Raw genomic sequence first — 23,823 nt, 5'->3', positions numbered from 1 at the left:
GAGTGACCGCAGGGGACCGCGCCCGCTACCTGGGCTCGGTCCCCTTCGCTACGGGCACCCGCACGAGGTTGCCCCACTCCGTCCACGACCCGTCGTAGTTGCGCACGTGCTCGTAGCCGAGCAGGTGGGTGAGGACGAACCAGGTGTGGGACGAGCGCTCCCCGATGCGGCAGTACGCCACGATGTCGTCCTCCGGCCGCAGCCCCAGCTCGTCGGCGTAGATGGCGCGCAGCTCGTCGGCCGGCTTGAAGGACCCGTCCTCGCGGGTCGCCTGCTTCCACGGCTTGCTGAGCGCCCCCGGGATGTGGCCGCCCCGCAGCGCCCCCTCCTGCGGATAGTCCGGCATGTGGAGCAGTTCGCCCGTGTACTCCCCCGGCGACCGCACGTCGACGAGCGGCCGACCGGCCTTGATGTGCTCGAGCACGTCTTCGCGGAACGCCCGAATCCGCTCGTCGTTCCGCGGCGTGACCGGGTAGTCGGTGGTCTCCCGCGCGGGCACGTCCCGCGTCATTGCCCGCCCCTCGGCGACCCACTTGGCCCGGCCTCCGTCCAGAATGCGCATGTCGCGGTGCCCGAACAGCTCGAACACCCACAGCGCGTAGGTGGCCCACCAGTTGAAGTTGTCGCCGTAGAACACGATCGTGTCGTCGGCCTTGATCCCCTTGCGGCGGCAGAGCGCGGCGAAGTTCTCGGCGTCGAGGTAGTCGCGCGTGACCTGGTCGTTGAGCTCGGTGTGCCAGTCGACCTTCACCGCACCGGGGATGTGCCCGGTGTCGTAGAGCAGCACGTCCTCGTCGGACTCGACCACGACGAGGCCTGGCTCTCCGAGATGCTCCGCCAGCCAGTCGGTGCTGACAACCCGCTCCGGGTGCGCGTACGCAGTCATTGTTCGATTGTCCCTCGTCCGGGGTCGCTCGTCCGGCGGCCGGCCGGGCTCGGCTCAGCTCTTCGACCGCAGCCGCTCGGCCACCCACGAGTGCAGCAGGGCCACCTGGTCGCGGCTCGCCGCTCGCGCGGCAGCGACGAGACCGAGCAGGAGCAGCGCCACGCCGGCGGCCACGCCGGCGACGACCCCGGGGGTGCCGGCGACTCCGGCGTGCCCCGTGACGAGCTGGTGGACCGCCGCGCCCGCACCGCCGGCGAACACGAGCAGCGCGGCGCCGAGCCACACCGAGCCGAGGAGCTGGGCCGGCTGGCTCCAGCCGACGTCGTAGTCCAGCGCGCAGCCGGTCGGCGCCGCCCGCAGGCGGCCCCGCAGCGTGGTCGGCGACCAGATGCCGAGGCCGGCGTGCATCGCCACCAGGTTGACGGTGTCGTGTCGCACATTGCCCCGGACGACGCCGGCCGGCCCGAAGCTCGCCCCGAACGTCCCCCGCCGCCCTTCGAGGCCTTCGTGCAGCCGGGCCAGCGCGGCGTCCATCGGCAGCGGCGAGGAGATCTCGAAGCGCCGTCCCCGCCGGCCGGCCAACCAGTCCATGAGCACTCGGTCCTATGCGGTCGGGGGCCGGAGCAGCTCGCCGAGGAGCCGCTCCACGCGGCGGCGGATCTCGTCGCGGATCGATCGTACGGCCTCGAGCCCCTGGCCGGCCGGGTCGTCGAGCGGCCAGTCCAGGTAGCGCTTGCCGGGGAAGACCGGGCAGACGTCGCCGCAGCCCATGGTGACCAGCACGTCGGAGGACTCGGCCGTGTCCCGGTCGAGCTTGCGCGGGGTGTTGGCGGTGATGTCGATGCCGACCTCGCGCATGGCCTCGACCGCGACCGGGTTGATCCGCTCGGCCGGCTCGGAGCCGGCGGAGCGGACCTCCACCGAGTCACCGGCCAGGTGGCGCAGCCAGCCCGCGGCCATCTGCGAGCGGCCCGCGTTGTGCACGCAGACGAACAGGACCGAAGGCTTGCTCACGACGTGTGCTCCTGGAGTGCGGGGCGGGCGACGGTGACGGCCGGGGCCGGGTACAGCGCGGCGACGAGCCCGACGCCGACGACGAGGCCCGCGAGCTGGGCGGCGACGAAGCCGGGAACGGAGGCGGGCGCGATGCCGGCGAAGGTGTCGGTGAAGGCGCGGCCGATCGTCACGGCCGGGTTGGCGAAGCTGGTCGACGACGTGAACCAGTACGCGGCGCCGATGTATGCGCCGACGGCGGCCGGGGCGACAGCGGTCCGGCCCGAGCGGGCGAGCGCGAAGACGAGCAGCAGCAGCCCGGCGGTCGCGACGATCTCGCCGAGCCATAGATGCCCACCGGTGCGGCTCGTGGCGGAGAGGTCCACCGCCGGGAGCCGGAACATCAGATCGGCGAGCGCGGAGCCGCCGATCGCCCCCGTCGTCTGGGCGGCGATGTAGGCGCCGAGGTCCCGGCCGTTCAGTCCGGTGCCCGTCCGGCGGCCGAGGAACCAGTCCGCCGCCGACACGACGGGGTTGAAGTGCGCCCCGGACACCGGCCCGAGCATCAGGATCAGCGCGCCCAGCGCGAACGCGGTCGCGATCGAGTTCTCCAGCAGCCGCAGACCGGCGTCGCCGGGGCTGAGCCGGGTGGCCATGATCCCGGAGCCGACGACCGCGGCGACCAGCAGCCCGGTGCCGACGAACTCCGCGAGGAGCCGGCGCCAGAGGATCGCGTTCACCTCGGCACCGCCGGCGCGATGCGTTCGATGCGCCCGGCGAGATCGGCGTAGGCCGCCTCGAAGGCCTCGTCGGTGTCGGCGCGCGCCGGATCCGGGACCGACCAGTGCAGGCGCGGGGCCGCCGGGCCGGTGAGCTCCTCGTGGGCGTTGTCGCACACGGCGATCACGAGGTCGCCGTCCCGGACCACGTCGCCGACGCGCGCGGTGCCGGTCGGGTCGAGGGCCAGGCCGTGCCGGTGGGCGACCCGCACCGCCCGGGGATGGACGCGCGCGGCCGGGTGGGTGCCGGCCGAGGCGACGGGGCCGCCGATCCGGTCCCGCCAGAGGGCCTCCGCCAGCTGCGAGCGGGCCGAGTTGTGCGTGCAAACGAACACCACCCGCTCCGCGGGGTCCAGCGCCGGCGGGGTCAGGGCGGCGAGGGCAGCGGGAACGAGCCGGAGGTAGGTGCGCCGGCGGTCCCCCTCCGAGCGGGCGCGGGTGACCAGACCGGCTTCCTCGAGGACCTTCACGTGGTGCGCGATCAGGTTCGTGGACATGGCGAGCCGTTGCCCGACCTCGCCGGGGGACGCGTCGCCCAGGGTCAGGGCGTCGACGATCGCGAGCCGGGCCGGGTCGCCGAGCGCGGCGTGCACGCGGGCCCGGCGCTGCAGCGAAGAAAGCTCAGCATCCATTGACTCAATCATTGCTGAGCTAATTTGCCGGCGTCAAGTGATCGAGCCCCGGTACGGCCTCAACCTGTGACCACCGCGGCCAGGGTCAGCACGGACCGGGCGCCGTGATCGTTAAGAGCATGGCGAGCGGGGTACCAGACCCGCATCGACGGTCGGGAGGTTCTTGGCGATGACGATGCAGACGGTCCGGGACGTGATGACCACCAATGTGGTCTACCTGCCGAGCGAGACGACGCTCGCCGAAGCGGCACGAACCATGCGGGAGCAGGATATCGGCGACGTGGTCGTGGCCGACGGGCCCGAGCTCAGCGGGCTGGTGACGGACCGGGACATCGTGGTGCGGGCCGTCGCCGAACGGTGCGACCCGGCCGCGACCACGATCGGGGAGATCCTCACCAAGGAGCTGGTCACCGTCCGGCCCGACGACTCGATCCACTCGGCGGCGCTGCTGATGCGCGACCAGGCGGTGCGCCGGGTGCTGGTCTGCGACGACAACAACGGGCTCGTCGGGATCGTGTCCATCGGGGATCTGGCGGAGGAGATCGACCCCGACTCGGTCCTCGGCGGCATCAGCAAGGCCGAACCCAACAACTGAGGGTCCTGACGGTACGCGCGCCTCGATCAGTCGCGGTCTGTGTCCGCGTCCGCGTCTGTGTCGAGGCGCGCGTGCACGTGCATGTCGTGCCAGCCGTCGAGGTGCAGCAGCGACTTGCGCTGCACGCCCTCGGCGGCGAAGCCGGCGACGGTCGCGACCCGGCACGACGCGGTGTTCTCCACGGAGTGCCGGACCTCCAGCCGATGCAGACCCAGCGTGCCGAAGGCCCAGCCGGCCAGCGCCTCCAGCGCCCGCGGGGCGATGCGGCGGCCGCGGAAGGCGGGCAGCACCCAGTACGACACCTCGGCCTGCCCGTCGATCAGCTGCAGGTTGCGGAGCGAGATCTGCCCCGCCACCTCGTCGCCGTCCGTCGTGACCGCCCAGCCGGCCCGGGTCTCGGTGCTCCAGCGCTCCGGCCACGCCGCGACCCACGCGGCCGCCTCGTCGTCGTCCATCGTGCGGCAGTGCCAGCGCTGGATGGCCGGATCGGAATACGCCGCGAGGACCACGGGCTGGTCGGCGAGGCGCCACGGGCGCAGCGTGAGGCCCTCGGCCGGCAGGGTGGGCTGGGTGAGGGCGGCGAGACTTCCGGGCTTCAGCACATCTGCGACGAGGGTCGGCACAGCGGTACGTTAGCAAGGTGGAGATGCCTGGCAAGCTGGCCGCGATCGTGGAGGATTTCGCCTCCGCGCCGCGGGACGTGGTGCTCGAGATGCTGCTGGAGTTCTCGGACGCCGTCCCGCCGCTCCCGCCGGAGCTCGCCGAGCACGCCGGCATGGAGCAGGTGCCGGAGTGCCAGACGCCCTTCTTCCTGAAGGCCGACGTCACCGAGCAGAGGACCGTCCGGCTGCACTTCGACTGCCCGCCCGAGGCCCCGACCACGCGCGCCTTCGCCGGCATCCTGGCCGAGGGGCTCGAGGGCGCGACGGCCGACGAGGTGCTGGCCGTGCCCTCCGACCTTTACCAGCGGATGGGCCTGGCCGAGGCGATCAGCCCGCTGCGGGTGCGGGGCGGCACGGCGATCCTGCAGCGGCTCAAGCGCCAGGTCTCAGAGGGCCAGGCCGTCCACGACGGTGGCGCCGGGGATTGAGGCCAGCACGGCGCCGGGCAGCACGATCTTGCTGCCCCGGATGCCGCTGCCGATCACGGCGGCGTCGACGGACCGGACGCGTGCGTCGATGTACACCGGCCAGTCGGCGGGCAGACCGATCGGGGTGATGCCGCCGTACTCCATGCCGCTGAGCCCCACCGCGTCGTCCATGGGCGCGAAGCTGACCTTGCGGGTGCCCAGCAGCCGCCGGACCGCCCCGTTCACGTCGGCGCGGGTGGTCGCCAGGACGACGCAGGCCGCGAAGATGCCGGCCGGCTTGCCGACGACGATCACGCAGTTCGCGGATTGTTCGAGGGTGACGTCGTACGCCTCGCAGAAGGCCGCGGTGTCGGCGAGCCCGGGATCGATCGGCGCGACCTGAATCCGGCCGGCGTCCGGCAGCGTCTGCAGCGCGGTGTGCACGGGCGGGGCGAGCAGCGCGGGCGCGTCGAGCGCCGGCGTGAGTTCCAAGTTCAAGTTCAGCGTCCGTCGTCGAGTGCGAGGGCCTTCATGAAGATGTCCCCGATCTTAGACGGGTCGGAGGCGATGAAGACCGCGCCGCCCGTGGCGTCGACGATGCGCTGCATCTCGGCCTGGTTCACCTCGGTGCCGACGCCGATGATGATGATCTGCACCGGCTGGTCCTTCTTCTCGGCCTTGTTCAGCGAGCCGACCAGCCCGTCGAGCGACTGCCCGCTCGGGTCGTTGTTGCGGCCGCCGGTCACCACGACGACCGAGTTGCCGCGCCCGGGGTCCCAGCCCTGCTGCACCGTCTGGTACGCGGCGAGGATGGTGTCGTACAGCCCGCTCCCGCCCTTGGGGTTGGGCTTGAGGCCCCCGAGCGCGCCCCGTAACTGGTCGCGCTGGGTCGTCAGCGGGCCGACCGGCACGAGCTCCTGGTAGTCGTGGCCGCCCGCCATGGCCGTGGAGAAGCACCACAGCCCGACGGCCCACGAGTCGGGGAACAGGTCCAGGCCCCCCTGCGCCGCCTGGACCGCGACCTCCCCCTTGGTGAGCCCGCCGGCCGTGGGCACCGGCGACTTCATGGCGGACGAGACGTCCACGACGGCGAGCATGCGCGACGGCCGCGTGATCTCGGTCCACATCTGCAGGGCCTTGGAGATCACGTTGGCGTCCGGCACCGGGGTGACCTGGCCGCCGGGCGGCGCGCTCGGGCTCAGCGTCATGCCGGTGCCGACCGTGCCGTCGTTGGCGCGCAGCTGGTGCTGGGCCAGCAGGTTGCGGAACGAGGCGCCGGCGAGCTGCTGGCGGAACGCCTCGGCCGCGGCGTCACGGTCCGGGGCCAGGCGGGGCATCGCCGCGTACGGGAAGTCGAGGGCGATGGGGGCCGGGTCGGGGTAGACGGCGACGAGCGGCACGGCCGGTCCGGCGGCGTTGTAGGCGTGCAGCGCCTGCTCGGACAGCGGCGCGAGGGTCACCGCGGTGGACAGGGTCCGGGGGTCGGCATCGCGCGGGAAGCGCCCGATGAGGCCCGACTGCTGCTCGGTCTTGCCCGACATCAGCGATTTCACGGCGCCGACGGTCAGCGAGTCGCCCTCGGGGCCGAACTGGTCGCGCACCGAGGCCATCGCGACCAGGGTCGACACGCCGACCGAGTCGCGCTGAGGGTCCACGATGCCCGGCACGACCTGGCTGTTGCCGACGATCTGCTCGAGCACCTGCTTCCAGGTGACCTTGTTCTCGACCCAGCCGAGCTGCTTCGCGGTGGGCTCGGGCACGGCCAGCACGATGGGGCTGCGGGCCAGGGAGGGCGACGCGAGGGTCACGAGATCCTCGCGGGCCGCGCGCATGCGCTGGATCCAGATCGACGAGTCGGGGATCCAGACCTGCGGCACCTGCGTCTTGCCGTCGGCCTGGCCGACGCCGGGCACGGTCGCGCCGCTCTCGCCGGCGATCGCCGCGGCGACCTCGCTGGAGGCGACCGGGACCACGTCGACCGCGACGCACTCGTCGTTGACCCGTGGGTTGGTCTTCACCCACCGGCCCGCGACGTCCTTGATGACCGGCGCGATCTCCGGGCTGGCGGCGATGGACAGGCGCACCGTCCCCACGCAGCCCGACGTCGACATGGCGCGGTACCCGCCGTAGACGGCACCGATGGCGACGAGGGGAAGGATCATGCCGGCCGCGAGGGCTACGAACCCGTTGCTCCTCAGGTCCGCTGCCCGATGCCGTCCTCTCACAGCTACCAATATTCCCTAGACAAGCGCTTCTCGGGTCACGCGTTCGGCCAATCGTGAAGGTGTTTCGCGGGCGCTAAATACACTGTGCTTTTGTACGATTACTTTGGGTTCGAAACCCTTTGAGTTTGCTTTAGAAACCCTTAGTAAGCGCGGCGATCAAATTCCGCCGCCGTTCGTTGCCACCGTCCGGCCGCCAGGTGCAGGCGACGTCCAGCCCGGCCACGCGCCCGGTCGCCACCAGGCCACCCACGGCGTCCAGGAGCTCGCCGGCGGAGGGCCCGCCATCGACCGGATACATCAACCCCGGGAGTTCCACCGGGTCCACGACGTCGAGATCGACGTGAACGAGAAACTTACCGTCCGGGGGGCGAATTGCATTGATGTCGTACCGCACGAGACTAGCCCCGGCAAGATATTCGGCCTCCGCGGGATCGAGATCCCGCGCGTCCACGAGCACCGCGCGCTCCTCGGGCACGGCCCGCAGCCCGAGCCGCTCGGCGATGAGTTCGGGGCGATACCCGACGAGCAGGCGCAAAGGCATGCCGCCGATGTACCCCGACGTCGACGTCTCCAGCGTCTGCACGTCTCCGTGCGCGTCGAACCACACCACCCCGACGTCCTCGCCGGCGCGCTGGAGCCCGGCCACGGCCGCGAGCGAGACGGTGCAGTCGCCCGAGATCACGATCGGCGGCCGCTCGGCCCGGGCGACCTCGTCGGCGACCCGGTCGTAGAGCGCGGCGAGCCGCGTCCAGATGTCCCCGTCGGGCAGTTCCGCGGTCACCACGGTGTCGGGCGCGGCCGGAAGGTCGGCCTCGAGCCCGGCGCGGCGCTCGTCGAGGTGGTAGGGGACGAGCATCATGCGTTGACCCTAGCCAGGTGATGACGATGCATCCACAGTGGCGGCCTGCCCTGAGCTGCCTCTTTCGCCGCTTCCGGGCCGGCTTGTGCACAGCTTTATCCACAAGTACACAGGCGTCATCCACAGGCCCGCCTCGCCCTTCGTGTCAGGAAGGGTGTGGTGTGCGGCAAAGTCGCTTTCCCACGTACTTGGCCCCTGACAGGATGCCAACGGGGCAGGTGACGGGGAGGAGCAGAGGGTGGCACGGTGGTCGAGTTTCGTGGCGGTGGGCGACAGCTTCACCGAGGGCCTTGACGATCCCCAGCCCGACGGGCGCGGCTACCGAGGATGGGCCGACCTGGTCGCCGGGGTGCTGGCGGCGTCGAGCCCCGAGTTCCGGTACGCCAACCTGGCCGTCCGGGGCCGCCTGTTCGACAACATCGTGGCGGAGCAGGTGCCGCTGGCGGTCGCCATGAAGCCGGACCTGATCAGCTTCGCCGGCGGGGGCAACGACGCCTTGCGGCGCAACTGGGAGTACGAGGGCATCGTCGCCCGCTTCGACCGGACCATCGAGAAACTGCGAGCCACCGGCGCGGACGTGGTGATGTTCCGCTGGGCGGACATGACGGGCCGCATGCCGGGCGGCAAGATGCTCCGCCCCCGCGTCGACCTGTTCAACAACGCCATCGAGTCGGTGGGCGAGAAGTACGGCGCCCACGTGATCTCCCTCTGGGACGACCTGGAGTTCGCCAACCCCCGCCTGTGGGGCATCGACCGCCTGCACCTCTCTCCCGCGGGCCACCGCCGAGTGGCCGCCCACGTCCTGACGAAGCTCAACGTGGCGTGCGACCCGGACTGGCTGGCGGCCCCGCCGCCGCCGGAGGAGCTGTCGTGGATGTCGCGGAAGGCGGCCGACGCCAAGTGGGCGACCCAGCACCTGGCCCCGTGGGTGAAGCGCCGCCTGACGGGCAAGTCCTCGGGCGACATGGTGACCGCGAAGCGCCCGGAGCTCGCCCCCCTCTCCGAGTAGCCCCGCCTCTTCTAAATCGTCGGACTGCGGCGTTCGACCAGGGTGACGTCGCGCCAGACGCCGTGGTGCCGGCCGACGCGTTCGCGCGTGCCGATGACCCGGAAGCCACACGCGGCGTGCAGGGCCAGGCTGGCGGTGTTCTCCGGGAAGATGCCCGACTGGATGGTCCAGATGCCGGCCGCCTCGGTGGAGGCGATGAGCCCGTCGAGCAGGGCGCGGCCGACGCCCTGGCCTCGGGCGTCGGGGTGGACGTACACGGAGTGTTCGACCACGCCCGCGTAGACGCACCGGTCGGAGACCTGCCCGCAGGCGATCCAGCCGCGGACCCGATCGGCGGCGTCGAGGGCGACGAAGCGGTGTTCGGGCAGGCGACTCGCGGTGAACCGGGACCAGGCGGGCGGCTCGGTCTCGAAGGTGGCGTTGCCGGTGGCGATGCCGAGGGCGTAGATGTCGAGCACCTGCGCGGCGTGCTCGTCACCCATCGGGACCAGCCGCGCGAAGCTCATGCGCTCGCCGCCACGGCGACGGTGGACGTGTCGAGCAGCCGCGAAAGGGCGGCCATCCGCGACGGGACGATCCAGTAGTACACCCACGTGCCCCGGCGCTGGCAGTCGACGAGACCGGCCTCGCGCAGCACCTTGAGGTGGTGTGAGATCGTCGGGCCGGTCTGGGTGAAGGCGTCGGTCAGCTCGCAGACGCAGACCTCGCCGCCGGCCCGGGCGGCGATGAGGGACAGCAGCCGCAGCCGGACCGGATCGCCGAGCGCCTTGAATCCGCGCGCAAGGTCCACGGCGGTCTCCTCGCCGAGGGCCCCGGTCACCATCGGCGCGCAGCAGTCATCTTGTCTCGACACTCGTCTAGTTTGACAGTCATCAAGTCAGCGAGGCAAGCTCTTGCTTAGACCAACGTCTAGACAGGGGTGATGTGATGTCTCGGGTACAGCTGGCGCTGCGGGTCGCGGACCTGGAGGGCTCGGTGGCGTTCTACTCGAAGCTGTTCGGGGTGGAGCCGGCGAAGCGGCGGCCGGGCTATGCGAACTTCGCCGTCGAGCAGCCGCCGCTGAAGCTCGTCCTGCTGGAGGGCGAGGCGGGCCAGGAGACCGTCATGGACCACCTCGGCGTGGAAGTCTTCTCCGCCGAGGAGGTCACCGCCGCCACGACCCGGCTGACGGAGGCGGGCCTGGTCACGCTGGAGGAGAACGACACGTCGTGCTGCTACGCCTTGCAGGACAAGGTGTGGGTGCGCGGCCCGGGCGCGGAGCCGTGGGAGGTCTACGTCGTCAAGGGCGACGCCGACCAGCTGGTCAAGGACGCGGACGGCGAGTCCTGCGCCTGCGGCATCCAGGAGGACGCCACCACCCCGGCAGCCACGACCACGGGCGCCTGCGCCTGTTGACCGATCCGAACCGAGCGCGGCCCGGCCTCACACCCCGGGCCCGCCTCAACCGCGCGGGATAACACCGCCCGGCTTGGTCGCGCCGGACAAGGACAACCGGCCCGCATTCCAGGTGCGCCCGGCTCCTAACGGAGCCGCGCACCGAGGCTTCTAGTGTTCAAAGCCGAGGCAACGACGCAGCCATATAACGGCGCGAACGCCAAAACCGACAAGCGGACCAGAACCGACAACCTGACGGATCATCCACGACCGAAGATGCCAATTCACAACCTGGAAGCGAAGCGCCCCAGTGGGAAGCGAAGCGACCATGGGGGGCGCGGGGTGGGAACCCCCCGCCTCGAGCGAGCGAAGCGAGCGGGAAGGATCCACCGTCGCAACGGCGAACAGGGCGCAGCCCTGTGAGCAGGGTGCGCCCATCGACGGTGGAAGCGAGGGGACTCGAACCCCTAACCCCCGCCTTGCAAAGGCGGTGCTCTGCCAGTTGAGCTACGCCCCCGCTCGGGCTGGGCTACAGACTAGCGCAGGTCCGGGGCGGTCGTCGCCTCGTGCCAAAGGGCGCGCTCTTCGCTCGCGGCCTTGACGCGCTTCGCGACATAGGCGGCGGCTCCGACGACGGCAACCACCAGCAGCACCTTTTTCCACATGTGGGGCTAGCTGGAATCGAACCAGCGACCTCAGAGTTATCAGCTCTGCGCTCTAACCGACTGAGCTATAGCCCCAGCAACACACCCCCGGGAAGACCTCCCCGAAGCGGTGCGAACAGAAGGTTACCGTACCCCACGCGCCCGCCCCAAACCGGTTCCCCCCTGGCGCGGCGCGCCGGAGCCAGGGGGGAGAAAACCGCAGGTCAGTCCTTCTCGGCGAGCGTGAGCTCGATGCCGCCGACGAGGTCGGCGCACACGTTGTAGATGAACGAGCCCAGGGTGGCCAGGGCGGTGAACAGGACCACGTTCACGACGCCCAGGAGGGCGGCGCCGCCGATGACGCCCTTCGCGGTGATGCGGAAGGTGCTGTCGGCCGAGCCGCCGGTCGAGCTGACCAGGTCGGCGAGGAGCTTGTTGATGCTCTTGAAGACGTCCATCGCGTCCAGGGCCAGGTACAGCACCGACGTCGCGACGATCAGGACGACGAAGAGCACGAAGCTCACGGCGAAGGCGAACTTCATCACCGACCACGGGTCGATTCGCTTCAGGTGCAGCCGGGCGCGCCGCGGGCCGCGGCCCACGGCGGAGCTGACCGTCTTGCGGGCCGCGCGGACGGCCTCGGTGACGCGGGCCGAGCCGCTGACCGCGGGGGTCGGCGTGTTGATGGCCTGCGTCGCGGCCGCGGCCGGTGTGCGCACGGCGGCACGGGCGATGGCCGAGACGCTGGCCGTGCCCGTGGCGGTCGTGCCCATGCCGGAGCCCGGGAACGAGACCGGTGGCGCCGAGCCGCCGGCGCTGGCCGGCGACTGGATCGGCACCGTCAGGGAGTCGGGCGGCGGCGCCATGCCCGGGGCACGCGTGAACTTCGGCGTGCCCCCGCTCGTCGTCTCGCCGGACGTGCCGGCCCCGTTGACGGAGCCAGGCTCCCCACCGGCGGCAGGCGCCCCCGAGTCAGATCCCGTCATGGCAGCCTCTCCGGCCTTCTTGGCCTCATCGGTTGCCGAGGCGGTCCCCGACTTCGCCTGAGTGTCTGTCATCAACTAGTCCTGTTCGTCGGGCTCATCGGCGTTGCGGGCGATCGCGACGATGGTTACACCTTCGGGAAGGTCCATGAGCTTGACCCCCATTGTGTTCCGATCCCTCGTACGCCGTACAGGCTTCACGGGAGTCCGGATCACGCCACCATTTGAGGTGATGGCGAACAACTCGTCATCCGGGCTTATAACCGCAGCGCCGACGAGTCCACCGCGCCGCGACGTGATTTTAGCGGTGAGGACGCCCTTGCCGCCGCGCCCTTGCACCGGATACTCCTCGATGGGAGTCCGCTTGGCAAAACCACCATCGGTGGCCACCAGAACGTCCAGGTCCATACCCTCGCGGACCACTTCCATGGCGAGCAGCTCGTCACCGTCGGTGAAGCGCATCCCGATCACGCCCGACGTGGCCCGGCCCATCGGGCGCAGCGTGTCGTCGTTGGCCGTGAACCGGATCGCCTGGGCCTGCTTGCTGACCAGCAGGAGATCGTCCTCCGGGCCGAGCAGCGCGGCGCCCACCAGCTCGTCGTCCTCGCGCAGGTTGATGCCGATGATGCCGCCCGAGCGGTTGGAGTCGAACTCCTCCAGCTTGGTCTTCTTCACCAGGCCGTCCTTCGTCGCGAGGACGAGATACGGCGCCACCTGGTAATTCGGGATCTCGATCACCTGCGCGATGTGCTCTTCGGGTTGGAAGGCCAGCAGGTTGGCGACGTGCTGACCCTTCGCCGCCCGGCTCGCCTCGGGCAGCTCGTACGCCTTTGCCCGGTAGACCCGACCTTTATTCGTGAAGAACAACATCCAGTCGTGCGTCGAGCACACGAAGAAGTGGCTGACGATGTCGTCCTGCCTCAGTGTCGCACCCGAGACACCCTTGCCGCCGCGCTTCTGCGAGCGGTACAGGTCGACCTTGGTGCGCTTGGCGTAGCCGGTCCGCGTGATGGTCACCACAACGTCCTCCCGGACGATGAGGTCCTCCATGGAGACCTCGCCGTCGAACGGGATGACCTGGGTGCGTCGCTCGTCGCCGCGGCGGGCCACGATCTCGGCGAGCTCCTCGGACACGATCTGCCGCTGCCGCTCCGGCTTGGCCAGGATGTCCCGGTAGTCCGCGATCTCGATCTCGATCTTCGCCAACTCGTCGAAGATGCGCTGGCGCTCCAACGCGGCGAGCCGGCGCAGCTGCATGTCGAGGATCGCGGTGGCCTGGATGTCGTCGATGTCGAGCAGGTTCATCAGGCCGGTCTTGGAGTCCTCGGCGCTGGGCGAGCGCCGGATGAGGGCGATGACCTCGTCGAGCATGTCGAGGGCCTTGACCAGACCGCGCAGGATGTGCGCGCGCTCCTCGGCCTTGCGCAGCCGGTAGCGGGTGCGCCGGACGATGACGTCGATCTGGTGAGCCACGTAGTAGCGCACGAACTGGGCCAGGTTGAGCGTGCGGGGCACGCCGTCGACCAGCGCCAGCATGTTGGCGCCGAACGTCTCCTGCAGCTGCGTGTGCTTGTAGAGGTTGTTGAGCACCACCTTGGCGACCGCGTCGCGCTTGAGCACGATCACCAGGCGCATGCCGGTGCGGCCGGAGGACTCCTCGCGGATGTCGGCGATGCCGGCGAGCTTGCCCTCCTTCACCAGGTCGGCGATGCGCTCGGCGAGGTTGTCGGGGTTGACCGCGTAGGGCAGCTCGGTCACCACGAGGATGGTCCGGCCGCGGGGGTCCTCCTCGACCTCGACGACCGCGCGCATGCGGATCGAACCGCGGCCGGTGCGGTACGCGTCGATGATGCCCGCGGTACCGACGATGAGGCCCTTCGTGGGGAAGTCGGGGCCCTTGACGATCTTGATCAGCTCGTCCAGGGTCTCGGACTCGTCCGCGTCCGGGTTGTCGAGGCACCACTGCACGGCGGCGGCGATCTCGCGCAGGTTGTGCGGCGGGATGTTCGTCGCCATGCCGACCGCGATGCCCGTGCTGCCGTTGACCAGCAGGTTGGGGATGCGCGACGGCAGGATGGTGGGCTCCTGGGCCCGCCCGTCGTAGTTGGGGACGAAGTCGACGGTCTCCTCGTCGATGTCCCGCAGCATCTCCATGGCCAGCGGGTCGAGCCGGGCCTCGGTGTATCGCATGGCCGCGGCGGGGTCGTTGCCCGGCGAGCCGAAGTTGCCGTTGCCGTCGATGAGCGGGTAGCGCAGCGACCAGTTCTGGGCCATGCGCACGAGGGCGTCGTAGATCGACGCGTCGCCGTGCGGGTGGTAGTTGCCCATCACGTCGCCGACGACGCGGGCGCACTTGACGTATCCGCGGTCGGGTCGGTACCCGCCGTCGAACATCGCGTAGAGGATCTTGCGGTGCACCGGCTTGAGGCCGTCGCGCACGTCGGGCAGCGCACGCCCGACGATGACGCTCATCGCGTAGTCGAGGTACGAACGCTGCATCTCGACTTCGATGCCGACCGGCTCGATACGGCTGGCGACCGCAGACCCACCCTCAGCCGGAGTCTCTTCCGGGTTCTCAGGGGTGGAAGTCGGTTCCGTCACGCTCTCTATTCCTTCTCTCTAGCCGGCCGGGATCAGATGTCGAGGAACCGGACGTCCTTGGCGTTGCGCTGGATGAACGAGCGCCGAGCCTCCACGTCTTCGCCCATGAGGACGCTGAAGAGCTCGTCCGCGGTTGCAGCGTCGTCCAAGGTCACCTGGCGCAGCATCCGGGTCTCCGGGTTCATCGTGGTCTCCCACAGCTCCGGGTAGTTCATCTCGCCCAGACCCTTGAACCGCTGGATGTCGTCCGGCTTCGCGTTCGGCTTGGCGCGCTGCCGGAGCTCGATCAGGCCGTCGCGTTCCCGGTCGGTGTACGCGTACTGCGCATCGTCACCCTTCTTGTTCCACTTGATCTTGTACAGCGGGGGCGCCGCGAGATACACGTGCCCGAGCTCGATCAGCGGCCGCATGAACCGGAACACCAGGGTCAGCAGGAGGGTCTGGATGTGCTGGCCGTCGACGTCGGCGTCGGCCATGAGAATCAGCTTGTGGTAGCGCAGCTTCTCGATGTCGAACTCGTCGTGGATGCCGGTGCCCAGCGCCGTGATGAGCGCCTGGACCTCGTTGTTCTTCAGCACGCGGTCGATGCGCGCCTTCTCCACGTTGAGGATCTTGCCGCGGATCGGCAGGATCGCCTGGACCCGCGGGTCACGGCCCTGCTTGGCCGAGCCCCCGGCGGAGTCACCCTCGACGATGAACAGCTCGCACAGGCGCGGGTCGTTGGACTGGCAGTCGGCGAGCTTGCCCGGCATCGAGCCGGACTCGAGCAGCGACTTGCGCCGGGCCAGCTTGCGGGCCTGGGAGGCGGCGATGCGCGCCCGGGCGGCCTGCGAGGCCTTGGTGATGATGGTCTTGACCTCGGCCGGGTTGCGGTCGAACCAGTCGACGAGCCACTCGTTGCACACCTTCTGCACGAAGCTGCGCGCCTCGGTGTTGCCGAGCTTGGTCTTGGTCTGGCCCTCGAACTGCGGGTTGGACAGCTTCACCGAGATGATCGCGGCGAGCCCCTCGCGGATGTCCTCGCCGGTGAGCTTCTCGTCGCCCTTGAGCAGCTTCTTGTCGGCGCCGTACTTGTTCACCACGGTCGTCAGCGCCGCGCGGAACCCCTCCTCGTGGGTGCCGCCCTCGTGCGTGTTGATCGTGTTGGCGAACGTGTAGACGCTCTCGCCGTACGACTCGTTCCACTGCATGGCGATCTCCACCGCGATGCCGTCACCCTCGGAGCCGAACTCGACGACGGTGCGGTGGATCGGGGTCTTGGTCGCGTTGAGGTGCCGCACGAAGTCGGCGATGCCGTTCTCGTAGCAGAAGACGACCTCCCGCTTCTCCTCCGGCGTCTCCTCGCGCTCGTCGCGCAGGGCGATCGTCAGCCCGCGATTCAGGAAGGCGTACTCCTGGATGCGCCGGTAGATCGTCTCGTAGACGAAGGTGGTCGTCTCGAAGATCGTCGGGTCGGGCCAGAAGGTGACGCTGGTCCCGGTGCGGTCGGTCTCCTCGCCCTTCTGCAGCGGCTCCGGCTTCGAGTTGTTGTAGCGCTGGGTCCAGACGTACCCGTCCTTGTGGATCTCCAGGTCGATGCGCGTCGAGAGCGCGTTGACGACCGAGATGCCGACGCCGTGCAGACCACCGGAGACCGCGTAGGCCTGGCCGTCGAACTTGCCGCCGGCGTGCAGGACCGTCAGCACGACCTCGACGGTGGGCCGCTTCTCCTTGGGGTGCATGTCGACCGGAATGCCGCGGCCGTTGTCCACGACCCGCACGGCGCCGTCGGCGCGCAGCGTGACCTCGATCGTGTCGCAGAAGCCGGCCAGCGCCTCGTCGACGGCGTTGTCCACGACCTCCCAGACCAGGTGGTGCAGACCGCGCTCGCCGGTGGAGCCGATGTACATGCCTGGCCGCTTGCGGACCGCCTCGAGCCCCTCGAGGACGGTGATCGAAGAGGAGTCGTAGGACTGTTCGGGCTTGTTTGCTGCCACCCTCGGTCGCTTTCTCGCACTGGCCGGCCGCGCTGGTGGGCGCCCCGGGTCGCGTGCGGAGTCGGTGCGTGTGCGCTCGGTGACGGAAGCGGGCACGCTGGTAGCCGACGCGCCTCTGGCGAGCGCTCTGACCTCCTGCGGCCGACCACCGCTGTGACGCACGCGCGGGATGTGATCGACTGTTCTCTGAGCCGATGCAATCCTACTGTGTCCGGGCGACAATTTCGCACCGGGACGGGCCTGTAGTCCTCGTAGCGGGCCGAACGGTGCGGGTCGAAGGTCCCCCCACGCGGGAGGGGTACTCCGGCCTGGTGGCGGGCGGCACAGGCAGTACAACCTCGGATTCCGGCTTTTGGAGCTTCCGGGGGTCGCGCAAGGGGCCGTTCGTGCCGTATGTTCCCCGCCGCGGGGCGGGGCGGGCAGACGTGAAAGATGAGGGATGCGCGATGGGGCTGGACAACGTCGCCGTGCAGTGGCCGCGCACCGGCCGCTTCTACGATCCGGTGGCGCCGGCCGAGTTCGTCGACTTCGCCGACCTGGCGGAGAAGCTGCCGCTGCACGCCGGGCCGGCCGCGGCCCTGGCCGATCACGTGGCCAAGACGGGCACCGTGCGCGTGACCGGGTACACCGAGCTCGTCGACCTCCTCTTCGGGCTCAACGGCGTGCTCTTCGCCACAGATGCGGCCGCCGAGGACGAGGATCCCGTCATCAGCCCGGACGACTGCGCCTGGATCGCCGGCGGGCTGGAGCGGTTCGTCAACGGCCACGCCGAATACGGCGACGAGATCACGTTCGAGACCGTGAGCGCGGTGCTGCGCAAGGCCCTCGAGGGCTCCCGCCTCGCCGAGCAGCAGCTGCGCTGGCTCCAGAGCCGGCTGGACGCGCTGCGGGACGACTCCGGCAACGCGCCGCAGTGGTCGTACTCCATCTCCGAGCTCGACGTGCTGGCCAAGTTCTACCGCCGCTGCGCCCACCGCGGCTTCGCGGTCTACGCCGACTTCTGAGCCGGCTCAGCCGTAGGTGTCGCGGGGCCCGCGGCCCCGGATGCGGCGCGGCCCGCTGCTCCACGACGGCGTGCTCGGCCCCTGGATGTGCAGCCGCTTGACCACGTTGTGACCGACCTCACGCGCGATGCCGGCCAGGAGCTTGCTCGCGAGCATCTTCAGCTGGGTCGCCCACGCGGTCGACTCGGCCTCGATGGTCAGCTCGCCGTCCTCGAGCTTGAGCGGGCGGCTGTGCGCGGCGATGTCCTCGCCGACGACCTTGGCCCACTCGCCGAAGATCCGCGCCTCGCGGGTCGGCCGCGACCAGCCCCGCTGCTTGACGAGGCGCTCGAGCACCGAGCCGAAGGGCTGCGGGTCGCGGGGGTCCGGCCCCGGTCCGGTGTACCCCCGCCGGCGCGGCTGCCCGTCGAGCACGGACTTGCGGCGCGGCTGGGCACGGTGCTTGGCCAGCGCGGCCTCGACCGCCGCGCGCGCGAGCTCCGGGCCGGACTTCTCCGGATTCGTCTCAGACACGTCGAACCTCCCCGCCGCCGACCTCGAAGCGCATCCCGCGCAACGTCGACGGGACATCATCCTCCACCGCGCAGGTCACGATCACCTGGCTCGCCGAGCCGACGAGCGCGGCCAGCCGATCGCGCCGGCCCGCGTCGAGCTCGGCGAACACGTCGTCGAGCACGAGCACCGGCTCGACGCCGTCGTCGCGCAACAGCTCGTACGCGGCCAGGCGCAGCGCGAGCGCGTACGACCACGACTCGCCGTGGCTGGCGTACCCCTTGGCCGGCAGCTCGCCGAGGGTCAGCGTCAGCTCGTCGCGGTGCGGCCCGACCAGGGTCACGCCCCGCTCGATCTCCGACGGTCGCGATTGCGACAGCGCGGCGAGCAGGGCCGCCTCGAGATCGTCGCCGAGGGCGCACGACGCGCTGTAGGCGATCCGCGCGTCGGAGCGGCTGGCGCTGACCGCGGAGTACGCCTTGGCCACGTGCGGGGCGAGCGCGTCGACGAGATCGAGCCGGGCGCGCACCAGCTGGGCGCCGTGGCGCGCCAGGTGTGCGTCCCACACGTCCAGGGTGGACAGGTCGCCGCCGCGGCTGCCGCCGGTCTTGCGCGCCAGATAGGAGCTGCGCAGCAGGGCGTTGCGCTGCTTGAGCACCCGGTCGTAGTCGGATCGAACCCCGGCGAAGCGGGGCTGGCGAGCGACGAGGAGCTCGTCGAGGTACCGCCGCCGCTCCGAAGGGTCTCCGCGAATCAGCGAGAGGTCCTCGGGCGCGAAGAGCACCAGGCGCAGGGCGCCGAGGATGTCGCGCGTGCGGGTCACGGGCGAGCGGCCGAGGCGGGCCTTGTTGGCGCGGCCGGGCTCGATCGACAGCTCGATGAGCAGCTCGCGCTCGTCGTGCACGACGGCGCAGCGGACCACGGCACGGGCCGCGCCGAAGCGGACCAGCGGCGCGTCCGTGGCGACCCGGTGCGACTCCAGGGTCGCCACGTAGGCGAGGGCCTCGACGAGGTTGGTCTTGCCGACCCCGTTGGGGCCCACGAGCACGCACGGCCCGGGGCCCAGCTCGACGACGACCCGCTCGTAGCTGCGGAAATCGACGAGCTCCAGGCCCCGGACGTACAAGTTCAGTCCTTCTTGACCGCGTGGCCGCCAAACTGGTTGCGCAGCGCGGCGACGGCCTTCATCGCCGGCGAGTCGTCCTGGCGCGAGGCGAAGCGGGCGAACAGCGAGGCGGCGATGACGTTCATGGGCACGGCGAGGCGGATGGCCTCCTCGACGGTCCAGCGGCCCTCGCCCGTGTCGTCGGCGTAGCCCTTGATCCCGGCCAGGTCGGGGTCCTCGTCCAGGGCGCGGTCGAGCAGGTCGAGCAGCCAGGACTGCACGACGGAGCCGGCCCGCCAGCTCTTGATGACCTCGGGGATGTTGTCGACGTACTCCGACGCCTCGAGCAGCTCGTAGCCCTCGGCGAAGGCGTGCATCATGCCGTACTCGATGCCGTTGTGGACCATCTTCGCGTAGTGCCCGGCGCCGGGCCCGCCGGCGTGGGCGAAGCCGAACTCGCCGGCCGGCTTGAGGCCCTCGAAGATCGGCATGCAGTGATCGACGTACTGCTTCTCGCCGCCGACCATCAGCGCGTAGCCGTTGGTCCGGCCCCAGATCCCGCCGGAGACGCCCACGTCGAGGTAGCCGATGCCCTTGGCGCCGAGCCGCTCGGCCCGCGGCTTGTCGTTGCTGAAACGCGAGTTGCCGCCGTCGATCACGATGTCGCCGGCCTGCAGCAGACCCGAGAGCTCCTCGATCGTGGGCTCGGTGAACTGCACCGGAACCATGATCCAGACGACGCGCGGGGCGGCGAGCTTCTCGACGAGCTCGTTGAGGTTCGCGACGTCGGTGACGTCAGGGTGATGGTCGAAGCCGATGACCTCGTGCCCGGCGGCGCGCAGCCGCTCGCGCATGTTGAAGCCCATCCTGCCCAGGCCGATGAGACCGAGCTGCATTGTGGTGCCTCCGAATCAGCTGCCGATGCGAACCGGCATGATCAAGTACCAGTACCCAGGGATGATTTCTCCATCATCCTTTGCCGGGGACATGACTGCAGGCTTCTTCGGGTCAGTGAACGACAACACCGCGATCGGCGCGTCGAGCGCCTTGAGGCCGTCGAGCAGGTACTGGTGATTGAAGGCGATCGTCATCGGCTCGCCTTCGTACTGGCAGTCCATCGCCTCGCTGGCCTTCGCGTCCTCGCTGCCGCTGGCCTCCACGACGAGCCCGTCGGTGCTGAACGACAGCCGGACCGGGGTCTGGCGCTCCGCGACCAGACCGACACGCCGGACGACCTCGTTGAGCGCCGCGACCGGGACCCGCGCCTGCGCGTTGTGGGTGTCCGGCAGCAGGGCCCGGACCTTGGGGAAGTCGCCGTCGAGCAGCCGGGACGTGGTGCGCCGGCTGCCGCCCGCGAAGCCGATCATGCCCTCGCCGACCTTGCCCCGCGACAGGGCGACCGACACCGAACCGCCGAGCGGGCCGAGGGTCTTCGCGGTGTCGTCGAGCGTGCGGGCGGGCACCAGCGCGGCGATGCTCATGTCGGGCTCGTCCGGGCGCCACTCGAGCTCGCGGACGGCCAGGCGGTACCGGTCGGTGGCCAGCAGCGTGAGCTTGCTGCCCTCGATCTCGATCCGCACGCCGGTCAGCATCGGCAGGGTGTCGTCCTTGCCGGCCGCGATCGCGACCTGCGACACGGCGCCGGCGAACACGGCGGCCTCGACGGTGCCCGCGGACTCGGGCATCTCCGGCAGCGTCGGGTAGTCCTCGACGGGCATGGTCGGCAGCGTGAACCGCGCGCTGCCGCACGTGATCTCGACGTGCGCGCCGACCGCGGCGAAGTCCACCGGCTTGGCCGGCAGAGCCTTGGTGATCTCGGCGAGCAGGCGGCCGGACACGAGCGTCGCGCCGTCGGCGTCGGCCTGGACCTCGACGGTCACCTGGCTGGAAACCTCGTAATCGAAGCCGGACACCTGCAGGCGACCGTCGGCGACGCGCAGCAGAACGCCGGCGAGCACGGGCACCGAGGGGCGGCTGGGCAGGCTCTTGGCCGTCCAGGCGACGGCATCGGCGAGCGCGTCGCGCTCGACTCGGAACTTCATCGCGGTCCTCCCGCATCGTCATCGGTACTTCATGTTCGCCGCTGTTCGCGCGCCAGATGCCCTGGCCGCCGGGATTTCGCTCCGGGGCGTACGTGTGTGGGCTCGATTGTCGCCGGTGCCGGGTCGCTCATCGAACCTTAGGGCCTCCGGGGGGCGGTCGTGCACCGACCCCGCCGAACCCGGCGGCCCGAGCCGATCCACACGCTGATGATTGCTTTTCTTCTCTTCTTAAAAGAAAAACTACTCGTAATCATAGGTGGTGTGGAAACTGTGGAAAACCCGCCTTTGTGCAGGTCAGAGCACTTATAGCACTGGGTATGAGCTGTGCATGAGCCGGTGGGCTCAGCCCTGTGGATTGTGGACGAACGAATATCCACAGGAGTTTTCCACCGGTTGTCCACCGGTAATCCCCAGGGTTTTCCCGTGGTTGTGGATATCGTATGGCCCGAACTCCACTCACGTTCGGTCGCCTGTCCACGACTCTCCGGATGCATCCACAGGTCTTCCACACGTGCTCCCCAGGAGTTATCCACAGGCTGTGGGCAAGACCTGTGTGCTTTCGGTAGTCACCCGGTCACTCACCCCCGGAATTTGGCACGAACGAAGTTATCCACAGGATTTCTGTGGACAGCGTGTGGAAGTTGGGGACAACTCGACCGACCCCGGGCCCTACGTGCCTGTGGATGACCAGGCAAAACCTGTGGGCGGGGTGTGGACAACATAGGGCCACTTGGCAACTACCGCGAGGTCGGCCGGGCGCGCAGGGTGTGGACAACGAGTTGTCCACACCCTGTGAAAAGGGCCGGTGGACGACCGGATCACTGTGGAAAAGCGGCTCAGGTCGTCTGCTTGATGCGGTTCGTGAGCTCGGCGATCTGGTTGTAGAGCGAGCGCCGCTCCGCCATCTGCTGCCGGATCTTGCGGTCGGCGTGCATGACGGTCGTGTGGTCGCGGCCGCCGAACGCCTGCCCGATGCGGGGCAGCGACAGGTCGGTCAGCTCGCGGCACAGGTACATCGCCACCTGGCGCGCGTTCACCAGGACCCGCGACCGGCTGTGCCCGCGCAGATCCTCGAGGCTCACGCCGAAGTAGTCCGCCGTCGACGCCATGATCTGGTCGGCCGTGATCTCCGGGCCGGAGCCGTCGGGGATGAAGTCGCGCAGGACCTCCTCGGCGAGGCTCAGCTCGACCGGGGAGCGGGTCAGGTTGGCGAACGCGGTGACCCGGATCAGGGCGCCCTCGAGCTCGCGGATGGACGAGGCGATCCGCGACGCGATGAACTCGAGCACGTCCGGCGGGGCGAAGAGCCGCTCCTGGGCCGCCTTCTTCTGCAGGATCGCGATGCGGGTCTCGAGGTCCGGCGGCTGGATGTCGGCGAGCAGGCCCCACTCGAACCGCGTGCGCAGCCGGTCCTCGAGCGTGGCCAGCTGGCGCGGGGAGCGGTCGGAGCTGATCACGATCTGCTTGTTGGCGTTGTGCAGGGTGTTGAACGTGTGGAAGAACTCCTCCTGGGTCCGCTCGCGGGTCTCCAGGAACTGGATGTCGTCGATCAGGAGGATGTCGACGTCGCGGTACCGCCGCTGAAACGCCTGCGTCTTGTCGTCCCGCAGGCTGTTGATGAAGTCGTTGGTGAACTCTTCCGTCGACACGTAGCGCACGAAGCGCGCGTTGCCGAGCATGGTGGCGTACTGCCCGATCGCGTGCAGCAGGTGCGTCTTGCCCAGCCCGGAGCCGCCGTAGATGAACAGCGGGTTGTAGGCCTTGGCCGGCGACTCGGCGACCGCGACCGACGCGGCGTGCGCGAAGCGGTTGGACGAGCCGATGACGAAGGTCTCGAAGGTGTACTTCGGGTTGAGCCGGTTTCCCGCGGAGTCCCCGGCCGGCGTGGCGTTGCGGCGGTCCTCGCGGCCGGTGCCCGGCGTCGACGGGCGCGGCGGGGGCAGCTCGTCGCGCGGGGGCTCGTGCGGCTCGTACGGCGACTCGTACTTCGACGGCTCGTAGCGACCGAGGTCGGCCGCGGCCTCCACGGCGGTGCCGGAGTGCTCGTTGCGCCAGGAGTCCGCCGGCTTGACGTCACCGGGGAGGTCGAACAGGCGGTCGTGCTCCGGCGGCGGTACCTGTGCGACGCCCCGATGCTCCGAGACCCGCCGTTCGCCGCCGATCGGGTTGACGCGGTGCTCGGGCATCCGCTCCGTCGGCTCGTCCGAGATCGAAACGCCCGGCAGCGGCTCGCGCAGCGACTGCGACGCGCCGTTGGACCAGTGCGACGCCGACGGAGCCGGCAGCGAGGGCGCGTCCTCGGGCGGCCGGACGGTCACGGCCACCTGGATGGCCCGGCCCAGCAGCCGCGAGAGCGCCTCGGTGATGACCGGGCGCAGCCGGCTCTCGATCATGTCGCGCGAGTACGGGTCCGGCACCGAGAGCAGCGCGGTGTCCTCGACGATCGCCCGCAGCCGCGTCATGCGTAGATACGCACGCTGCTGCGCCGAGTCGAGCCCGTCGGCGAGCTGGTTCGTCGCTGCGTTCCAGATCGCTGCGAGGTCGGTGTCCGTCAC

25 protein-coding genes and 2 tRNA genes are annotated in these 23,823 nt (G+C 70.1%); 5 read left to right on the top strand and 22 right to left on the bottom strand.

The features are described 5' to 3' along the window. Window positions 1-25 precede the first annotated feature (25 nt). The 5 genes from ACQP1P_RS00135 to ACQP1P_RS00115 are packed head-to-tail and all read right to left on the bottom strand — an operon-like array spanning window position 26 to window position 3,290. Window positions 26-886, bottom strand: coding sequence for a sulfurtransferase (locus ACQP1P_RS00135; RefSeq protein WP_433081919.1), 861 nt, complete (start codon window positions 884-886; stop codon window positions 26-28). A gap of 54 nt (window positions 887-940) precedes the next feature. Further along, window positions 941-1,477, bottom strand: coding sequence for a hypothetical protein (locus tag ACQP1P_RS00130; protein ID WP_433081917.1), 537 nt, complete (start codon window positions 1,475-1,477; stop codon window positions 941-943). A 12-nt stretch (window positions 1,478-1,489) separates the two neighbouring features. Next, window positions 1,490-1,846: an arsenate reductase ArsC gene (locus tag ACQP1P_RS00125; RefSeq protein WP_433090457.1), complete on the bottom strand. Its 357-nt coding sequence runs from the start codon at window positions 1,844-1,846 to the stop codon at window positions 1,490-1,492. Between the two features lie 50 nt (window positions 1,847-1,896). After that, window positions 1,897-2,619, bottom strand: a complete 723-nt coding sequence (locus ACQP1P_RS00120) for an aquaporin (protein WP_433081915.1) — start codon at window positions 2,617-2,619, stop codon at window positions 1,897-1,899. Further along, window positions 2,616-3,290, bottom strand: coding sequence for a helix-turn-helix domain-containing protein (locus ACQP1P_RS00115; protein ID WP_433081913.1), 675 nt, complete (start codon window positions 3,288-3,290; stop codon window positions 2,616-2,618). The genes ACQP1P_RS00120 and ACQP1P_RS00115 overlap by 4 nt, the downstream gene beginning before the upstream one ends. 169 nt (window positions 3,291-3,459) lie before the next feature. Here ACQP1P_RS00115 and ACQP1P_RS00110 point away from each other — a divergent pair, with 169 nt between their 5' ends. Continuing rightward, window positions 3,460-3,885, top strand: coding sequence for a CBS domain-containing protein (locus tag ACQP1P_RS00110; RefSeq protein WP_433081911.1), 426 nt, complete (start codon window positions 3,460-3,462; stop codon window positions 3,883-3,885). Window positions 3,886-3,911: 26 nt separating this feature from the next. Here ACQP1P_RS00110 and ACQP1P_RS00105 read toward each other — a convergent pair whose 3' ends face one another. Further along, entirely contained in the window at window positions 3,912-4,508 is a 597-nt protein-coding gene (locus ACQP1P_RS00105; RefSeq protein ID WP_433081909.1) for a GNAT family N-acetyltransferase, read from the bottom strand. A gap of 23 nt (window positions 4,509-4,531) precedes the next feature. Here ACQP1P_RS00105 and ACQP1P_RS00100 point away from each other — a divergent pair, with 23 nt between their 5' ends. Next, window positions 4,532-4,975 carry a SufE family protein gene (locus ACQP1P_RS00100; protein ID WP_433090455.1) on the top strand — a complete coding sequence of 148 codons (444 nt, stop codon included), beginning with the start codon at window positions 4,532-4,534 and terminating at the stop codon, window positions 4,973-4,975. On the opposite strand, the gene ACQP1P_RS00095 is transcribed toward ACQP1P_RS00100, so the two are convergent. The 3 genes from ACQP1P_RS00095 to ACQP1P_RS00085 form a co-directional block, all read right to left on the bottom strand. Beyond that, complete coding sequence (locus tag ACQP1P_RS00095; protein WP_433081907.1) at window positions 4,934-5,452, bottom strand: YbaK/EbsC family protein; 519 nt, start codon at window positions 5,450-5,452, stop codon at window positions 4,934-4,936. The genes ACQP1P_RS00100 and ACQP1P_RS00095 overlap by 42 nt on opposite strands. A gap of 2 nt (window positions 5,453-5,454) precedes the next feature. Next, window positions 5,455-7,116: a substrate-binding domain-containing protein gene (locus ACQP1P_RS00090; RefSeq protein ID WP_433081905.1), complete on the bottom strand. Its 1,662-nt coding sequence runs from the start codon at window positions 7,114-7,116 to the stop codon at window positions 5,455-5,457. Window positions 7,117-7,309: 193 nt separating this feature from the next. Next, the gene (locus ACQP1P_RS00085; protein ID WP_433081903.1) at window positions 7,310-8,038 is read right to left on the bottom strand and encodes an arginase family protein; all 729 of its coding nucleotides are present in this window, start codon (window positions 8,036-8,038) and stop codon (window positions 7,310-7,312) included. A 238-nt stretch (window positions 8,039-8,276) separates the two neighbouring features. Here ACQP1P_RS00085 and ACQP1P_RS00080 point away from each other — a divergent pair, with 238 nt between their 5' ends. After that, the gene (locus tag ACQP1P_RS00080; protein ID WP_433081901.1) at window positions 8,277-9,047 is read left to right on the top strand and encodes an SGNH/GDSL hydrolase family protein; all 771 of its coding nucleotides are present in this window, start codon (window positions 8,277-8,279) and stop codon (window positions 9,045-9,047) included. Window positions 9,048-9,058: 11 nt separating this feature from the next. Here ACQP1P_RS00080 and ACQP1P_RS00075 read toward each other — a convergent pair whose 3' ends face one another. Both ACQP1P_RS00075 and ACQP1P_RS00070 read right to left on the bottom strand, forming a co-directional pair. After that, window positions 9,059-9,553 (bottom strand): N-acetyltransferase family protein, encoded by a 495-nt coding sequence (locus ACQP1P_RS00075; RefSeq protein WP_433081899.1) that lies wholly within the window; start codon window positions 9,551-9,553, stop codon window positions 9,059-9,061. Continuing rightward, the gene (locus ACQP1P_RS00070; protein WP_433090453.1) at window positions 9,550-9,870 is read right to left on the bottom strand and encodes an ArsR/SmtB family transcription factor; all 321 of its coding nucleotides are present in this window, start codon (window positions 9,868-9,870) and stop codon (window positions 9,550-9,552) included. Before ACQP1P_RS00070 ends, ACQP1P_RS00075 begins: the two co-directional genes overlap by 4 nt. Window positions 9,871-9,974: 104 nt before the next feature. On the opposite strand from ACQP1P_RS00070, the gene ACQP1P_RS00065 reads away from it, so the two are divergent. After that, window positions 9,975-10,442 carry an ArsI/CadI family heavy metal resistance metalloenzyme gene (locus ACQP1P_RS00065; RefSeq protein WP_433081897.1) on the top strand — a complete coding sequence of 156 codons (468 nt, stop codon included), beginning with the start codon at window positions 9,975-9,977 and terminating at the stop codon, window positions 10,440-10,442. A gap of 423 nt (window positions 10,443-10,865) precedes the next feature. On the opposite strand, the gene ACQP1P_RS00060 is transcribed toward ACQP1P_RS00065, so the two are convergent. The 6 genes from ACQP1P_RS00060 to gyrB all read right to left on the bottom strand — a co-directional run bounded on the left by ACQP1P_RS00060 (window position 10,866) and on the right by gyrB (window position 16,625). Next, window positions 10,866-10,938 (bottom strand) — tRNA-Ala (locus ACQP1P_RS00060). Window positions 10,939-10,957: 19 nt separating this feature from the next. Further along, a complete protein-coding gene (locus ACQP1P_RS00055) occupies window positions 10,958-11,086 on the bottom strand; it encodes a DLW-39 family protein (RefSeq protein ID WP_345120593.1) in 129 nt (42 codons plus the stop codon). A gap of 1 nt (window position 11,087) precedes the next feature. Continuing rightward, window positions 11,088-11,161, bottom strand: a tRNA-Ile gene (locus tag ACQP1P_RS00050). A 128-nt stretch (window positions 11,162-11,289) separates the two neighbouring features. Beyond that, window positions 11,290-12,123 carry a DUF3566 domain-containing protein gene (locus ACQP1P_RS00045; RefSeq protein ID WP_433081896.1) on the bottom strand — a complete coding sequence of 278 codons (834 nt, stop codon included), beginning with the start codon at window positions 12,121-12,123 and terminating at the stop codon, window positions 11,290-11,292. Window positions 12,124-12,126: 3 nt separating this feature from the next. Continuing rightward, window positions 12,127-14,547, bottom strand: a complete 2,421-nt coding sequence (gene gyrA, locus ACQP1P_RS00040; RefSeq protein WP_433090451.1) for a DNA gyrase subunit A — start codon at window positions 14,545-14,547, stop codon at window positions 12,127-12,129. A 134-nt stretch (window positions 14,548-14,681) separates the two neighbouring features. Next, window positions 14,682-16,625, bottom strand: coding sequence for a DNA topoisomerase (ATP-hydrolyzing) subunit B (gyrB, locus tag ACQP1P_RS00035; protein WP_433081894.1), 1,944 nt, complete (start codon window positions 16,623-16,625; stop codon window positions 14,682-14,684). A 446-nt stretch (window positions 16,626-17,071) separates the two neighbouring features. On the opposite strand from gyrB, the gene ACQP1P_RS00030 reads away from it, so the two are divergent. After that, entirely contained in the window at window positions 17,072-17,629 is a 558-nt protein-coding gene (locus tag ACQP1P_RS00030) for a hypothetical protein (RefSeq protein ID WP_433081892.1), read from the top strand. Window positions 17,630-17,635: 6 nt separating this feature from the next. Here ACQP1P_RS00030 and ACQP1P_RS00025 read toward each other — a convergent pair whose 3' ends face one another. The 5 genes from ACQP1P_RS00025 to dnaA form a co-directional block, all read right to left on the bottom strand. After that, window positions 17,636-18,199, bottom strand: a complete 564-nt coding sequence (locus tag ACQP1P_RS00025) for a DUF721 domain-containing protein (RefSeq protein ID WP_433081890.1) — start codon at window positions 18,197-18,199, stop codon at window positions 17,636-17,638. After that, window positions 18,135-19,247 carry a DNA replication/repair protein RecF gene (gene recF / locus ACQP1P_RS00020; RefSeq protein WP_433081888.1) on the bottom strand — a complete coding sequence of 371 codons (1,113 nt, stop codon included), beginning with the start codon at window positions 19,245-19,247 and terminating at the stop codon, window positions 18,135-18,137. The genes ACQP1P_RS00025 and recF overlap by 65 nt, the downstream gene beginning before the upstream one ends. Window positions 19,248-19,249: 2 nt before the next feature. Continuing rightward, window positions 19,250-20,122: a phosphogluconate dehydrogenase (NAD(+)-dependent, decarboxylating) gene (gnd, locus tag ACQP1P_RS00015; protein WP_433081886.1), complete on the bottom strand. Its 873-nt coding sequence runs from the start codon at window positions 20,120-20,122 to the stop codon at window positions 19,250-19,252. A 15-nt stretch (window positions 20,123-20,137) separates the two neighbouring features. Further along, complete coding sequence (dnaN, locus tag ACQP1P_RS00010; RefSeq protein ID WP_433081884.1) at window positions 20,138-21,268, bottom strand: DNA polymerase III subunit beta; 1,131 nt, start codon at window positions 21,266-21,268, stop codon at window positions 20,138-20,140. A gap of 836 nt (window positions 21,269-22,104) precedes the next feature. After that, complete coding sequence (gene dnaA, locus ACQP1P_RS00005) at window positions 22,105-23,823, bottom strand: chromosomal replication initiator protein DnaA (protein WP_433081882.1); 1,719 nt, start codon at window positions 23,821-23,823, stop codon at window positions 22,105-22,107.

Source organism: Dactylosporangium sp. CA-052675 (assembly GCF_050947935.1).
In the GTDB taxonomy this organism is placed as follows: Bacteria; Actinomycetota; Actinomycetes; order Mycobacteriales; family Micromonosporaceae; genus Dactylosporangium.
This window is presented reverse-complemented; position numbering and strand designations above follow the sequence as displayed.